The organism is Helicobacter cetorum MIT 00-7128, from assembly GCF_000259255.1.
Lineage (GTDB): Bacteria > Campylobacterota > Campylobacteria > Campylobacterales > Helicobacteraceae > Helicobacter > Helicobacter cetorum_B.
The window spans coordinates 831,749-847,002 of the sequence record NC_017737.1; the positions used below are offsets into that span (position 1 = coordinate 831,749).

At 34.5% G+C, this 15,254-nt stretch carries 13 protein-coding genes and 1 tRNA gene; 9 read left to right on the top strand and 5 right to left on the bottom strand.

What is annotated here, in order from left to right; all coding sequences use genetic code 11:
• Position 1: 1 nt before the first annotated feature.
• Positions 2-742, bottom strand: a complete 741-nt coding sequence (locus HCW_RS03950; protein ID WP_014660929.1) for an outer membrane protein — start codon at positions 740-742, stop codon at positions 2-4.
• A gap of 587 nt (positions 743-1,329) precedes the next feature.
• Here HCW_RS03950 and HCW_RS03955 point away from each other — a divergent pair.
• From HCW_RS03955 to acpS, 4 genes are read left to right on the top strand one after another with little or no spacing between them, the layout of a single operon-like run.
• Complete coding sequence (locus HCW_RS03955) at positions 1,330-1,680, top strand: hypothetical protein (RefSeq protein WP_043902781.1); 351 nt, start codon at positions 1,330-1,332, stop codon at positions 1,678-1,680.
• Positions 1,653-2,261 carry a 16S rRNA (guanine(966)-N(2))-methyltransferase RsmD gene (rsmD, locus tag HCW_RS03960; RefSeq protein ID WP_014660931.1) on the top strand — a complete coding sequence of 203 codons (609 nt, stop codon included), beginning with the start codon at positions 1,653-1,655 and terminating at the stop codon, positions 2,259-2,261. Before HCW_RS03955 ends, rsmD begins: the two co-directional genes overlap by 28 nt.
• Positions 2,262-2,279: 18 nt before the next feature.
• Positions 2,280-2,840, top strand: a complete 561-nt coding sequence (fliL, locus tag HCW_RS03965) for a flagellar basal body-associated protein FliL (RefSeq protein WP_014660932.1) — start codon at positions 2,280-2,282, stop codon at positions 2,838-2,840.
• A gap of 4 nt (positions 2,841-2,844) precedes the next feature.
• A complete protein-coding gene (gene acpS / locus HCW_RS03970; RefSeq protein ID WP_014660933.1) occupies positions 2,845-3,201 on the top strand; it encodes a holo-ACP synthase in 357 nt (118 codons plus the stop codon).
• Positions 3,202-4,430: 1,229 nt separating this feature from the next.
• Here acpS and HCW_RS09870 read toward each other — a convergent pair.
• The gene (locus HCW_RS09870; protein WP_269208210.1) at positions 4,431-4,616 is read right to left on the bottom strand and encodes an outer membrane beta-barrel protein; all 186 of its coding nucleotides are present in this window, start codon (positions 4,614-4,616) and stop codon (positions 4,431-4,433) included.
• The gene (locus HCW_RS09875; RefSeq protein WP_014660935.1) at positions 4,598-6,307 is read right to left on the bottom strand and encodes an outer membrane protein; all 1,710 of its coding nucleotides are present in this window, start codon (positions 6,305-6,307) and stop codon (positions 4,598-4,600) included. The genes HCW_RS09870 and HCW_RS09875 overlap by 19 nt, the downstream gene beginning before the upstream one ends.
• Before the next feature lie 395 nt (positions 6,308-6,702).
• Between HCW_RS09875 and HCW_RS03980 the strand changes: the two genes are divergently transcribed.
• Together HCW_RS03980 and HCW_RS03985 are read left to right on the top strand one after the other, a co-directional pair.
• On the top strand, positions 6,703-9,024 hold the full coding sequence (locus HCW_RS03980) for a TonB-dependent receptor family protein (RefSeq protein WP_231283053.1): 2,322 nt from the start codon (positions 6,703-6,705) through the stop codon (positions 9,022-9,024).
• A 217-nt stretch (positions 9,025-9,241) separates the two neighbouring features.
• Positions 9,242-9,970, top strand: coding sequence for an HNH endonuclease (locus HCW_RS03985; RefSeq protein ID WP_014660937.1), 729 nt, complete (start codon positions 9,242-9,244; stop codon positions 9,968-9,970).
• 155 nt (positions 9,971-10,125) lie between these two features.
• Here the strand turns inward: HCW_RS03985 and HCW_RS03990 are convergent, their stop codons facing one another.
• On the bottom strand, positions 10,126-10,887 hold the full coding sequence (locus HCW_RS03990; protein ID WP_014660938.1) for a tRNA 2-thiocytidine biosynthesis TtcA family protein: 762 nt from the start codon (positions 10,885-10,887) through the stop codon (positions 10,126-10,128).
• A 15-nt stretch (positions 10,888-10,902) separates the two neighbouring features.
• Positions 10,903-12,198: an MFS transporter gene (locus HCW_RS03995; protein WP_331270852.1), complete on the bottom strand. Its 1,296-nt coding sequence runs from the start codon at positions 12,196-12,198 to the stop codon at positions 10,903-10,905.
• 300 nt (positions 12,199-12,498) lie between these two features.
• On the opposite strand from HCW_RS03995, the gene HCW_RS04000 reads away from it, so the two are divergent.
• From HCW_RS04000 to HCW_RS04010, 3 genes are all read left to right on the top strand, one after another.
• Positions 12,499-12,576, top strand: a tRNA-Met gene (locus HCW_RS04000).
• Positions 12,577-12,735: 159 nt separating this feature from the next.
• Complete coding sequence (locus HCW_RS04005; protein WP_014660940.1) at positions 12,736-13,992, top strand: NupC/NupG family nucleoside CNT transporter; 1,257 nt, start codon at positions 12,736-12,738, stop codon at positions 13,990-13,992.
• Positions 13,993-14,024: 32 nt separating this feature from the next.
• Positions 14,025-15,254, top strand: a complete 1,230-nt coding sequence (locus HCW_RS04010) for a phosphopentomutase (RefSeq protein WP_014660941.1) — start codon at positions 14,025-14,027, stop codon at positions 15,252-15,254.

Genomic DNA, 15,254 nt, shown 5'->3' on the forward strand with positions numbered 1-15,254 from the left:
CCTAAAAGATAATATAGTAAGAAACATTGAATGAATACATGCGTTTAAAAGTCTCTTTGTAGCTATCGTCCCCACTTGTCATATTCAAGTAGGGGGTTGTAGCCATAGGGATTTTAAAGCCTAATTCCAAGCCTGTATAGCGAGAAATTACAGAGCGCACGCCAAAGTGAAACAGCCATTGAAAGACCGTGTTTTTAAGTGCCACGCTATCTTCATAATCCCCTTTCATAAGCTCTTTAGCTTGTTGCTCATTAAGGGCGCTATTCCATACAATATCCCTATTTTTAGCTTTTGGGCTCCAAGTAGTGCCTCCTACAGCCATTCCTGCAAATAATCCCATACTGAATTTATCCAAATTGACAAAATTCAACAATAAATCAATTCCAGCGCCATAAGTATTAATATTCATATTGGAGTTAAGACCATTTTTGCTTAGAAGTCCTTCGGGAAAATGCTGTGTGCCAAAATTGACCTCCGCCCAATCATAAAATCCATAATAGCGTAAGCCTGCCCAGCCACTTTGTCCAAAGAGTTGGTTATATCCCACACCCACGCCAAAGCCTTGAGTGGTTTGCTTTTGGTGGCGATTAAAATCAGTTTGTCCATTGATAATGAGCTTATTGTTGTAATAAGCTTGTCCAACCTCATAAGAGCCTTGCAAGAAAAATCCGCTTTTTTCCGCACTTAGAGCGCTAAAAAGAAAGGCTAGTGAAGATGAAATTTTAATTAAAGTTTTATTCATAAGATATTCCTTATATTTGTAATTGTTGGTCATATTCATTATAGCCAAAAATGATAGGTTTAGATTTGTTAGTTTGCTAAAGCGGGTAGTGTAGTGTAATTTTGATACATATTTTAAAGCTTATTACAAAATCTTAATAATTAACATTAAACTAATTTACTTTGTGTTTAAGGAGTGGTTTTTTTTTTTTTGTATAATAAAAAAAGTTGTTCGTTGAGGATATTTTAATCTTTTTGACATCAACTTGAAGAAATAAGAAAGGCTGAAAAGGGAGAACATTTTAATGAAAAAGTTTTTTATTAAAATGCCAAGATAGTAAAGAAGGAAGGAATATTATTGTCTCCCTTTCCAACCTTTTGAGAGTATAGCATAAAAGATTGTTATTGTTTGTTAAATTTGACACATTTCATTAGTTTGCAAAAAATGCTTTAATCCCTTAGTATTTTAAATGCTGTAAAACAATCCCTAATATTGAAAATCTATGATTTAAAAAATAGATAAATTTTGGTAGAGTTAGGTAGGTTTTAAGCTTAAGGCGCTACAATTTCTTTTTTTAAAAAATTAATATAATTATGAGAGGCTTACAAGTGAAAATTTTTATCTCTTGCCAGTCGTTATTGCGCCAAAAGGCGTTAGAGACTTATTTGAATGATTATCTATCAAGCTTAAAAGATTGTGATTTTATTTTGACAGATAAGTTTATAGACACCAATAAGCCTCTTTGTGTTATAGAAAAATATCTAAGAATGCCTTTTAGTCAAAAAAGTGTTGAAGAAGATGTTAAAAGATTTTATAGATACTTATTGCAAAAAAATATCCTAAGGGCTCATCAAGTCGCAATGCTTGCCATAAGAGAGAATGAAAAAGAGTGCCAAATCCGTGAATTACTAGAGGAGTATACTAAAAAGCTATGTCAAATCATCAAAACCCCCTTGTAAAGAAATTCAAAATTATTGGAGGGGCTTGCAAAGGGTTGTCTTTAAATTTGCCTACAACCTCTAGCACTCGCCCCACTAAAGCAATTGTGCGAGAATCCTTTTTTAACACCTTGCAGACAGAAATTTATGGAGCGCATTTTATAGAAGTGTTTGGAGGCAGTGCCTCTATGGGGTTAGAGGCTCTAAGTAGGGGGGCAGAAAGTGCGTTATTTTTTGAACAAAACAAGAGCGCTTATAAGACTATTTTAGAAAATATCGCCTTAGTAGAAAAGCGTTTGCAATGCTCTAATAGAGCGCATGCAATCTATGATGACACCTTCAAACATTTGCCTAATTTATCCTTAAAAGATAATGGATTGAATATTATTTATTTAGACCCTCCTTTTGAAACAAGTGGTTTTAAGGGGATTTATGAGCAATGTTTTTGTGCGCTTGAAACCTTGCTTAATCGTTCTAATAGAACCAATCTTTTAGTGGTGTTTGAGCATGAGAGTGTGTATAAAATACCTAAAAATCTAGTAACTTTAGCTATAATCAAGCAAAAAAAGTTTGGAAAAACCACTTTGAGTTATTTCCAATAATTAAAACAAAGGATAGGCATGGCAGAGGAAGCTCAAGAGAATACAGAGCAAGCCCCAAAAAAAAGTAAGGCGCTTTTATTTGTGGTAATTGGAAGTGTGGTGGTCATGCTTTTATTGGTGGGCGTGATTGTAATGCTCCTTATGGGGAATAAAGAAGAGGCAAAAGATAAGGACAATAACGCTCCTAGCACCACTAAAGAGGCTAGTGCTAATCCTAAGGCTAATAAAACTCAAGATGCCAAAGAGGGTTCTAATATTCAGCAATATCTAGTGCTTGGCCCTTTGTATGCAATTGATGCGCCCTTTGTGGTGAATCTAGTTTCACAAAATGGCAGGCGCTATCTTAAAACTTCTATTTCATTAGAGCTTAATAATGAGAAATTGCTTAATGAAATTAAGATTAAAGATACAGCCATTAAGGATACGATTATAGAAATCCTATCTTCTAAGAGTGTGGAAGAGGTAGTTACAAATAAAGGAAAAAACAAGCTTAAAGATGAGATTAAAAGCCATTTAAATTCGTTTTTAATTGATGGCTTTATTAAGAATGTGTTTTTTACGGATTTTGTTATTCAGTAATTAAGTGGTAGGTGTGGATATTGTCTCTATCGCAAGGATAGAGAAGAGTTTAAAACGCTTTGAAAGGAAGTTTTTAGAGCGTTTTTTAAACCCAGAAGAAATTGTGCTTTGCAATAATAAACTGCCTACAATTGCAGGCTTTTGGGCATTAAAAGAAGCTTGTTCTAAGGCATTAGGTGTAGGAATCTCTAAGGAATTAGGCTTTTTAGATATTCATATTTCTAAAAGCCCTAGAAATGCCCCCTTAATCACACTTTCTAAAGAAAAAATGAATTATTTTAAAATCCAAAATTTAAGCGCAAGCATTAGCCATGATAATGGGTTTGCCATAGCAGTGGTAGTTGCTACTTATATATCTTAAAAAAGTATTTTTATATTCTCTTGGTTCAAAGAGATTTTAATACTAGCTTTAAGGCTAATGAGTGTGCGTATTTTTAAGGCGATACAATTTCTATGTGTTCTTTCTTTTGACATTTTATAATATATAAAAGATGATAAATTGAACATAATAAATAACAACAAATAAATGATATGCAATAAAAATACACACCCATATAAATTAAAAAATATTATTTAATATAAATACATAACAAATACAGCCAACCATTTTAACACGACAAGCAGAGTTAATGAGAGTTAGTGGGCGTGATTTTATTGGTGTTTTCGGTTTATCCTAATAAATGTAGAGAGCAAGCTAAGAAATAAGTTATAACTAAAATACAACAAAAATGCAAAATAATCCATAAATATATACAACAAATATTATAAAATAATAAAATATGTAATAAATCATTATAAAATAAACCAAGCCATAAATAGAGAGCAAGCGATACGCAATAAAATCATAATAACATACATAGAACAATATACATAATAATACATACAACAAAACTAATCTTAAAAAGGCATGCATAGAAATAAAGGTTTTTAAAAAGATTGTTAGGAATCTAAGGGGGTGGATTATAGTTTAAAAATCATTTAAAGCAAAAGACACCTAGCCAACAAGCTATAACATTAGAAATCATTCTATTAAGTCAACGCATATGAGAGACACTAGCAAGCTTGAGTAAGCCAAGCTTAAGCGCTCTAGGCAATTTAAACGAGTGTTTTTAAAGGCGAAAATTGACGCTAAAAGATTTCATCTTTCTAGTGTAACTGCTTGTGATTAAACGCATTTTTAAAAAATCAAAGCAAGAGCTTTAAAACTAAAAACAAGTCAAACAGCCTTTGAAAAAACACTTGCTTAAAAACTTATATTTGAAAACACTTTTAAAAAAATTTGTTTAAAAATCTTATGTTTAAACACCCTTAAAAATTAAGGCAAGAGCTGTTAAAAACCCAAAGCGAGTTAGCGATAAAAGATTTCATCTTTCTAATATCATTGCTTGTAATTAAACACACTTTTAAAAGCCAAGATAAGAACTTTTAAAAAAACTAAAGTAAGATTTTAAAAACCAAAGCAAATCAAACAGCCTTTGAAAAAAATCTTGCTTAAAATCTTATGATTGAACACACTTAAGAACCAAAGCAAGAGCTTTTAAAAACCAAATTAAGAGAGCTTTTAAAAAACTCTCTTAAAGAACGCTTACTTTAATAAGCAAACACATAATTAGCAAACACGCTATAGAGTCTTCTGTATTCTAGTTTAGCCCCCATAAAATTATAGTAGTTGGTGTTAATAGTAGGGATTTTAACCCCTAGCTCAAAGCCATGTTGATACACATGCGCAATCTTTGCATTCTCTGCTAGATTGAGCCTTAGCCCAAGGTTGAACAAGAATTGGAAATTGGAGGGATTGACATGTGTTTTATAAGGGGTGGTTGGCCATTAAAGACAGGATGATTCTCTAGTATTGCATAATTATTATTAAGCCAAGAAGTTCCGGCTAGTTGAATGCCCGTAAAGACACCAAAAGAAAGCTTGCTTTTAGCTCTATTGACTTTTTTATCGTTAATGAAGTTAAAGAGCAAGTCTGTGCCAAACCCATAGGTCAGCACATTTGAGGCAGAATTAAAAAATCCGCTCTTAATATACGCATAGTTATAGTCAAAGAACCCATAGTATCTCGCACCAAACCATTTTTTCTTCCCAAAAAATTGCTTATAGCCTAGCATGACTCCAAAGCCATTCATCGCCCCATTGTTGATACGAGATTTAATCAAGCCAAGATGTCTAAAGGGGTTCGCACTCATCGCATTGATAGCGTTAGTGAGTGCCATTTGCTTGTTAGCATTGATAGCGTAGGTGTATCCGGGAGAATCGTAGTTGGGTGTTTTGGTGGCGATATCATTGAGGTTGAGCTTGTTATGAGATAGGGCTAAGCCTTGAGAGTTAGCGAGATTCAAAAAATGGTTTAATGCGTTTTTATTGTTGTCTAAGTTTAATATATCTACAGCAACTTGTGCATCATGGGCATTTTGAGCCACATAGTAGTTGATGATGTTTTTTGTAGCGGTTTCATAATTGCTGTAATCATCATTCCATTCAGAGTTTTGGAATGGTATAAATTTTGCAAGCATAAGAAGTTGGTGTTCTTTCTTGATGGCTTGCGCAAACTCTGCTATGTTTGCTTGCGAAAGGTGGGCTCGGTCTTTTTGTAATGTGTCTGCAAGGGTGTTGAGCTCTTGACTTATCTCTAAGTATTGCTTAGTATTATCAATCATTGTTTTAAAAGTTTGAAAATCAGAAGTAGTATCTATTAAAACTCTCTCTTGTTTGGGAACATCATGCCCCCAAGCACTATTGCATGTAGGCCCTTCCCAGACATCATAAGTTATGCAAGCGCTCTGCGAATCGTTATTTGCATCCATTGTCCAAGCTCCATTGCTAACAATAAGATGCTCTAATGCTTGAACTTGGTCTAACCAAGATGATAGAGATGATAGATATGTAGGAGTAGGAGTAGGAGGGCGATGGATGGTAAGATAGGCATGGGCAACTTCATTAGCCATTTTTTGAGATGGAATTTCAGTATTGTCATGGAGATAATATATTTGTTCGTTGAAAGGTGATAGTGGCTGATTAGATTCAATCTTGGCTATAGAGACTGAACAATTTCCATTAGTGTTTTTATTGCCAACAATTCCATCCATACAATAAGCATAGCTACCTATAATATTGAGAAGGGAGTTAAATCGAGCGTTTTCTACCAAATTCCATATAGAAGATTTGCTTTTGTAATCGCTGTTACTCTCGTTAAAAGATAGAAGGCTGTCAATAGCCTTTTGAATCACTTCATTGCTAGAGCCATTGGCAACTTGAGTGTTTAAGGCGTTAAAGCGCACTAAAGTGTTTTGTAAATCTAAAAATCTGTTATTAAGCTTTTGTATCGCACCACTATTTTGAGTGTTTTGCTCCGCCTCGCCAATTTGATACCCCACATTGATAAAAAAGCCATCATCTTCAGCACAGAGATGTTGCGTAAGGGTTAAAAATAAGCATAAGATTAACACAGAGATATTTTTCATCATCACTTCCTTTTGCATTTCTTGAAATTTTTCCAAAGTTAAATGGGGTTAGAAATGGCTTTTTAAAATTTTAAAGATTTATCTATTTAAGTATTAAATAAAAATTTAAATATAAATTAAACAATAAAGTATGTAATAAGATGTAATAAAGTTTTTTTATATATCAATTGTGATTATACCATGAATATGCTTTATATTATGATAAATTTTTTAACAACACTTCAAAATCGTTTCAAAAATCAATCTGAGTTTGTTGGCATCTGTTAGAGCTAATAGTATTAAGCTAATTATAATAATTATTTTTATAATATGGTTATCTAACAATTTGTTAATGAAAGGTTATTATAATGTATTTATCTATGAGAAAAAAAGCTCCTTTTTTGATACCTTTAGGAATGGTTTCTATCATTACTCCTGCAATTCAAGCAAAAGTCAAACACCATGTTTTACAAAAAGTTACAGCAACTGAGCAAAAATATAGTAGCGTAGCGCCTAATTCATGGCAAAGCGAGGAGGTGCGTAATTCCACAAGCTCTCGCACCGTAATTTCTAATAAGCAACTTAAAAAAACCGGTAATTTAAATATTGAGAGTGCTTTGCAAAATGTGCCGGGACTTCAAATTAGAGATGCTACAGGAACAGGAGTGTTACCTAAAATCTCAGTAAGAGGTTTTGGTGGGGGAGGTAACGGGCATAGCAATACGGGCATGATTTTAGTTAATGGAATCCCTATTTATGGTGCGCCGTATTCTAATATTGAACTAGCTATCTTTCCTGTAACCTTTCAATCAGTGGATAGAATTGATGTGATTAAAGGCGGCACAAGCGTTCAATATGGGCCTAACACTTTTGGGGGTGTGATAAATATCATTACTAAAGAAATTCCAAAAGAGTGGGAAAATCAAGCAGCTGAGCGCATTACTTTTTGGGGGCGCTCTTCTAATGGAGGTTTTGTTGATCCTAGTGAAAAGGGTAAGCCCTTAGCCCAAACTTTAGGCAATCAAATGCTTTATAACACTTATGTAAGAACTGCAGGAATGCTAGGCAAGCATGTAGGAATTAGCGCACAAGCTAATTGGATTAATGGGCAAGGCTTTAGGCAAAATAGCCCTACAGGGGTGCAAAACTACATGCTTGATGCGATTTATAAAATCAATCATAGCAATTCTATAAAAGCCTATTACCAATATTATAAATACAACTCTTATCATCCGGGAACTTTGAGCGCACAAGATTATGAGGAAAATCGTTTTACAAATAATAGGCCTGATAATCAAGATGGAGGGCGAGCTAAACGATTTGGGGTTGTGTATCAAAATTATTTTGGCGACTTAGATAAGATAGGGGGAGATTTTAACTTTACTTATTATACGCATGATATGTCAAGAGATTTTGGCTTTTCTAACCAATATAAAAGCGTGTATATGAAAAGTCAAAATCAAGTTTTACCTTTTAAGGGTATAGGCACTACACCAAATAACACAAATAATCCAAATTGTGGTGCATATTCTTATAGCGATACCAATAGTCCTTGTTGGGAATATTATGACAATATACGGCGCTTTGTAGTGAATGCGTTTGAGCCAAAACTTAATCTAGTGGTCAATACCAACAAGGTTAAGCAAACTTTTAAAGTGGGCATGCGCTTTATGACGGAGGATTTATATCGCCGTTCCACTACAAGAAAAAACCCTAGCGAGCCTAGTGGAGGCTTTGATAAGGGAAATTCAGTTAATAACTTCAATAATTATACTTCGGTGTATCTTAGCGATGAAATCAATATCAATAACGGCATGCTTACGATTACTCCCGGAATAAGATATACCTTTTTAAACTATAAGAAAAAAGATGTTGCCCCTTTTAAAACCAATCAAGTGCCTAAAACGATTAAAGAGCATTATAACCAATGGAATCCTGCTGTTAATGTTGGATACAGACCCCTTAAAGAACTTTTATTTTATTTCAATTATCAAAGAAGTTATATTCCACCACAATATAGCAATGTAGGAGGATTTGTAGGCACAAGCACGGATTATTTTCAAATCTTTAATGTTATGGAGGGGGGTGCTCGCTACTATCTTAATGACAAAGCGAGTTTTAATGCCAATTATTTTGTGATTTTTGCGAACCATTATTTTACGGGGCGCTATGGGGATAATAAAGAACCGGTTAATGCAAGAAGTCAAGGTGTGGAACTAGAGCTATATTATAATCCTATTAGGGGGTTAAGTTTCCATGCGGCTTATACTTATATTGACGCTAATATCACAAGCCACACTATGGTAACCAATCCTGCTGACCCTAAGGGAGCTAAAAAGGATATTTTTGGTAAAAAACTGCCTTTTGTAAGCCCTCATCAATTCGTTTTAGACGCAAGCTATACTTATGGCAAGACAACTATTGGTTTAAGTAGCTTTTTTTATAGCCGAGCTTATACTGATGTGTTAAATACAAGAGATTATATTCAATACGCACCTACCATTAAAAACGGGGCTATTACCACTAGAACTGCTGGTATGATGCCATGGTATTGGGTATGGAACTTACAAATTTCTAGCACTTTATGGGAATATAAGCGCCAAAGCATTCAAGCAAGCTTGCAAATCAATAATATTTTTAACATGAAGTATTGGTTTGGAGGGGTTGGAACTAGCCCTAATGGTAAAGAGGCGGCACCCCCTAGAAGTATCACAGCGTATTTAAGCTATAACTTTTAAAATTATTAATTTGATACGCATTTTTTTAAAAAAGCCATGATAAGTTTGACTAGAAAGTTTCAAATCTCTTTCTAGTTATAGGCGCTTATCATAAAGAAATTAAGCAAAAATAAGCCATAATAAACTACCAATTTGATAAAAAATTTTTTAAAATAGATTTTCTGCAAAAGGATATAAGATACAGCGAAGAAAGTGGACACAAGAAGAATTTTTGGTCGTGTTTAATTTGTATTTAAAGCTACCTTTTGGAAAAATGGATGCTAGAAACTCTCAAGTAATAGAAATCGCTAAGCTTATCAATCGCACCCCATCTGCTGTTGCTATGAGGTTATGCAATTTTGCTTCTGTTGACCCTTATCATCAGCAAAGGGGCATACAAGGCTTAGAGGGTGGTAAAAAACAATGTGAGCCTATTTTTGAAAGATTTATCAATGACAGAGAAAATCTTATGTATGAGAGCGAGAAGATTTTAGCAAATCTTAAGAACGAAAGCTTACTTGATAATAATGAGTTAGAAACCAAAGAGAGCGATTTTTCATCTACTATGAGAGAAAGTCTTATTAAAACACGAGTTAATCAAAATTTATTTAGAAAAATCGTTTTAGCTAATTATGGGGGAAAATGTGCTATCTCAAACATAACTATCCCCAATTTGCTTGTTGCTAGTCATATAGTTCCATGGGCAACAGATGAAAAGAATAGGCTAAATCCAGCAAATGGGATTTGCTTAAACGCTCTTTATGATAGGGCTTATGATAATGGGTTGCTTAGTATTGATTTGAATTATAAGGTTATCTTATCTTCACAGCTAAAAGGCGAATGCCAACAAGAGTATTTTAAAATCTACTTTGCCAATATTGAAAATAAGAAAATCAATTTGCCTGAAAAATTTTTACCCAATAAGACATTTTTAGATTATCATCTAAATCATTGTTTTAAACATTAAGCATAAATTTTATAGAAAATAAATCTTAAAATATTAAGTTATAAAAATCAAAAACCCCTAACCCTTAAAATAAGAATAAGCTAAAAGGGGCCGTATTTTAAAAATAAGTCCACAAACCAACAACCCCCACAAAAGAAAAATAGGGGGTAGGGAAGTTAAGCGTCTAAATACTTAGAATCACTAAAGCTACTTGCTTGAACATTATTAAACGCATTTTCTAGGCTATCAAAGAAATGGGGGTGCAAATTTTGCATGTCTTTTAAGAAATTTTTGGTGGCTAATCGTGCGATGGGGGGCTTATCTGAAGTGGGTTGTTTAGCTGGGCAATTACAATCAGGGGCTACAGGAATATTTTGAGAAGTAACAAAATGAATGCTTGCAGCCTCTCTAACCTTAATTAAAGGGCGAATCACTAATAAGCCATTTTCAGCCCTATAAATAGGGGGCATACTTCTTAAAGTGCCATTATAAGTAAAATTCATAAAAAAGCTCTCCACAGCATCATCTAAATGATGAGCGATAGCGACTTTATTGTAGCCCTCCTCTAAAGCCTTAGAATACAAAGCCCCCCTTCTTAAGCGAGAGCAAAACGAGCAAAACGAGCTTTTTTCACGGCGTTTTTCATTGATAGTAGAGGCAATTTGAGTGTAAATAATCTCATGGGGAATGCCTTGTTCTTCGCATAATTTGCTCAACCATTTTAAATCTTCGCCCAAACCATAATGAATAGTAACGGCTTTAAAATCAAATTTAAAAGGGGCGTGGCGTTGCATTCTAGCTAAAATGCAAGCAAGCATGATAGAATCCTTGCCCCCACTTAATCCTAACAAGACCTTATCGCCCTCTTCTATAAGCTTGTAAGTGGCGTTAGTCTTACCTACGATATGCAAGACTTTTTTAGAAATTTCATAGCGCATGATTTTCCTTAAACATCATTTTCTAAAATCTTGAGCGAGATGAATGATTTCTTCTTCGCTAATTTGATTAGAATTATATTTTACAATGATGATTTCTTCAGCCACATTTACATACCATTCAATGATTTTATCTTCTATTGTTTCAAACTTATCCTCATTATAAGCATCTAAAGGGAAATAAACATTCTTTTGCATAGCTGGATTATGCAATGATAAAAAAAGCAATAATAGCCACATAATACCTAAGGCTACAACAATTAAACTCGTATTAGCAATGCCTAAATGATGATAACTTAGGCCACCCATAATCCCTCCAACAAAGCTCCCCAAATATCCATAAGTTGTGAATTGCCCCAATACTTTGCCCTTTTCATTTGCTCTAGCAAATTTAGAGGCTAGAGATTGCATGATAGGCTCTAAGGTAGCAAAGCCGGTAAAAAAGAGCATAACCCCTATAATAAAAAGCCATAAATGCTTGCCTAAAAAACTAGAATCTGCCAAGAATAGACATAAATAACTTAATATAAAAAATAGCACTCCAGAGAGCATGACACCTTTGGGTCTGTTGTATTTTTCAGCAATAATGCTTGCTGGCCCCATGCTTAAGATTCCAAATAAGGCTCCTGGCACATACACCCAAATTAAAAAACTCTCATGTTTATTAAACTCATTCACTAAGGCTAAGGGAATTAGCACAAAAATAAGCGTCATAAACATTTTTTCAAAAAAGGAGCTTAAGTGTAAGAGGTATAAGGCTTTAGAATTAGGGGTTTGATTTTTTTGAGTCTTAATTTTGTAAGTAATTTTAGGGGTTTCTTTAACCCTTAAGAGAGTTAAAAGGCTCAAAAGAGCTAAAATCGCTGTGAGTAAAAAGAGCCATTTAGCATCGCCAAAGAACGCTACCACGCCCGGTCCTATAGCCATGCTAATTGTAAAGCTCATAAAGATAAACGCCCCCATAAATGCCATAGCTTTGGTGCGCTCTTCTTCTCTAACTAAATCCGCAACCATTGCACTCACCACGCCTCCTAAAGCCCCCATGCCTTGGATTAAGCGTCCAATAACAAGTGTGGTAATATCACTTGCTTGAAAGCATATTAATGAGCCAGCCAAAAACACTAGCAAACAGATAATAACAACAACTTTACGCCCTATTTTATCGCTCAATATACCTATAGGGGTTTGGAATAGAATTTGTGTGAGATACGCCCCACCTACAGCTAAACCTATTAATAAGGGATTGCTTGCATGGAAACTATCCGCATACAAGCTAATCACAGGTAAAACAATAAAAAGCCCTAAAAACCGCAATGATGACACTAACGCCAATGGAAAAATATTCTTAAACATTAGCGTATTCTACAAAAAAAACTTGAATTTTTATCATTAATTTAAAAAAATAGGATTGGCAATTTTAAAAACTTAGGCTTGTTTTATTTTTTAATGAACTATATCAATATTGATTCATTAAAACTTTATATCCATAACTATTTAATGTATAGAGCTTAATTAAGATTGAAAGAAAACAACTGAGATGATAAAAAGACAGAAAAATAAATTTAATAAAATCTTAAGAAACATTTTTGTATAATCAAACTCTTTATTATTGTTGTCAAGGTAGCTCAGCTGGTTTAGAGCGCTGGTCTCATAAGCCGGAGGTCGGGGGTTCAAGTCCCCCTCTTGACACCATTTCCCTTTGTAACTCTTTTTCAAATTTTTTTATTTTTTATCCTAATGAATAGTGTTTTATGAATAAAAATTTTTATTTTAAGTTACAATAACAGAAATCTCTTTTTTCATTTTTAGGGTAATATATGCATCTTTTATGGCATTTTTTAAGCGCTAATGATGTTTATTAGTGCATTAATGAGCGTTGTGGGCATGGCGGTGCTTTTAGGTATCGCTTGGGTTTTTTCTAATAATAAAAAAGCAATTAATTATCGCACGATTATCAGCGCATTTGTTTTGCAAGTAAGTTTGGGGGCGTTGATTTTATATGTGCCAATAGGTAGGGAAATACTTCAAAGTTTAGCCAATGGCATACAGCATGTGATAAATTATGGCTATGAAGGGGTGCGCTTTTTATTTGGTAATTTAGCGCCAAATTCTCAAGGTGAGCAAGGGATAGGGGGCTTTGTCTTTGCGATTAATGTTTTAGCGGTGGTTATCTTTTTTTCTAGCTTGATTTCATTATTGTATTATCTAAAAATCATGCCCTTATTTATCAATCTCATTGGTGGGGCATTACAAAAATGCTTAGGCACTTCTAAAGCAGAAAGCATGAGTGCAGCAGCAAATATCTTTGTAGGACACACTGAGGCTCCTTTGGTAGTTAAACCCTATCTAAACAGCATGAGCAATTCAGAGATTTTTGCGATTATGAGTGCTGGAATGGCAAGTATTGCTGGGCCTGTGTTAGCTGGGTATGCGAGCATGGGCGTTCCTTTGACTTATCTATTAGCCGCCTCATTTATGTCAGCGCCTAGTGGGTTATTGTTTGCCAAAATGATTTATCCCCAAGATGAAAAAACCTCTAATGCGACAGATATTTCTATAGAAAAGCCCGTGAATGTTTTAGAGGCTATTTCTGATGGCGCTACTACAGGATTGAATTTAGCCTTACATATTGGGGCTATGCTTTTAGCCTTTGTAGCCATGTTGGCTCTAATTAATGGGATTTTAGGGGTTTTAGGGGGATTTTTAGGCATAGAGCATTTGTCTTTAGGATTGATTTTAGGCACACTTTTAAAACCCTTAGCCTTTGTTTTAGGGATTCCTTGGAAAGAAGCTGGGGTTGCTGGAGAGATTATAGGGATTAAAATCGCTTTGAATGAATTTATGGGCTATATGCAATTAGTGCCATATTTAAGCGATAACGCTCCCTTAGTGTTGAGTGAAAAAACCAAAGCGATTATTACTTTTGCGTTGTGCGGATTTGCTAATCTAAGCTCAGTTGCTATGCTCATTGGTGGGATTGGGAGCTTAGTGCCTAGTAAAAAAGAAATGATTGCCAAACTGGCTTTAAAAGCGGTGTTTGTAGGCACGCTTTCAAATTTTATGAGCGCAACAATCGCTGGATTATTCATAGGACTAAATGCGAATTAAGCTAAAAGGCAAGTAGGTTAAAAGGAATAGAGATGCAAAAAAGAGTGATTATTTTATTACTAGATTCTTTTGGTATAGGAGCGAGCAAAGACGCTAAAGATTTTGGCGATTATGGGGCGAATACTTTAGGCAATATCGCTAAGGCTTGTTTTAATAACTTGGCTAATTCAAATGAGCGTAATGGGGCTTTGAAATTACCTAATTTAGAGAGTTTGGGTTTAGGATTAAGCGCTTTAAAAGCTACGAATGAATTACCCCTAGGCTTTAATCCTAGCCCTAATTTAAAAGGGGCTTATGCTTATGCACAAGAATTATCTAGTGCAAAAGATACGATTTCTGGGCATTGGGAGATGATGGGCGTGCCGGTTTTGTTTGAATGGGGGTATTTTGAAAACCAAACCAACTCATTCCCTAAAGAACTCTTAGATGAAATCAAAGAAAAAACTAAGATTAAAGGCTATTTAGGGAATTGCCACGCATCAGGAACTGAAATCATTAAGAATTTAGGCGAAAAACATTTAGAAACTCTATACCCTATTTTTTATACTTCAGCGGATTCGGTGTTTCAAATCGCTGTGCATGAAGAAAAATTTGGGCTTGATAATTTATACGCCCTTTGTGAAGAAGTCTTTAAAATCTTAGAGCCTTTAAAAATCGCCAGAGTGATTGCACGACCCTTTTTAGGCAATCATAAGGACAACTTCAAACGTACCCCTAATCGTAAAGACTATGCTATAAAGCCCCATGCACCATTACTTTTTGAAAAATTTATTGAAGAAAAAAATGGCGAAGTCATTAGCATTGGAAAAATCGCTGATATTTATGCCCATGTAGGCATTACTCAAAAATTTAAAGCTAGTAGTTTAATGGAATTGTTTGATGTAACTTTAGAGCAGGTTAAAAACGCTCAAAATAACAGCTTGATTTTTACGAATTTTGTGCATTTTGATAGCGATTATGGGCATAGGCGTGATGTTAGTGGGTATGCAAACGCCCTAGAATGTTTTGATAAACGCTTAAATGAGATTTTAGAAAATCTAAGAGATGATGATTTATTGATTCTTTGTGCTGACCATGGGTGCGACCCCACTTTCAAAGGCACAGACCACACACGAGAGTTCATTCCTATTTTAATGTATCACAAAGATTTAAAACCAGCCTTTTTGGGTAAGAGTGAGACTTTTGCAGATATTGGGCAAAGTATCGCCCACTTTTTAGGATTAAGCCCCTTAGATTATGGCAAAAACTTATTAAATTTTTAA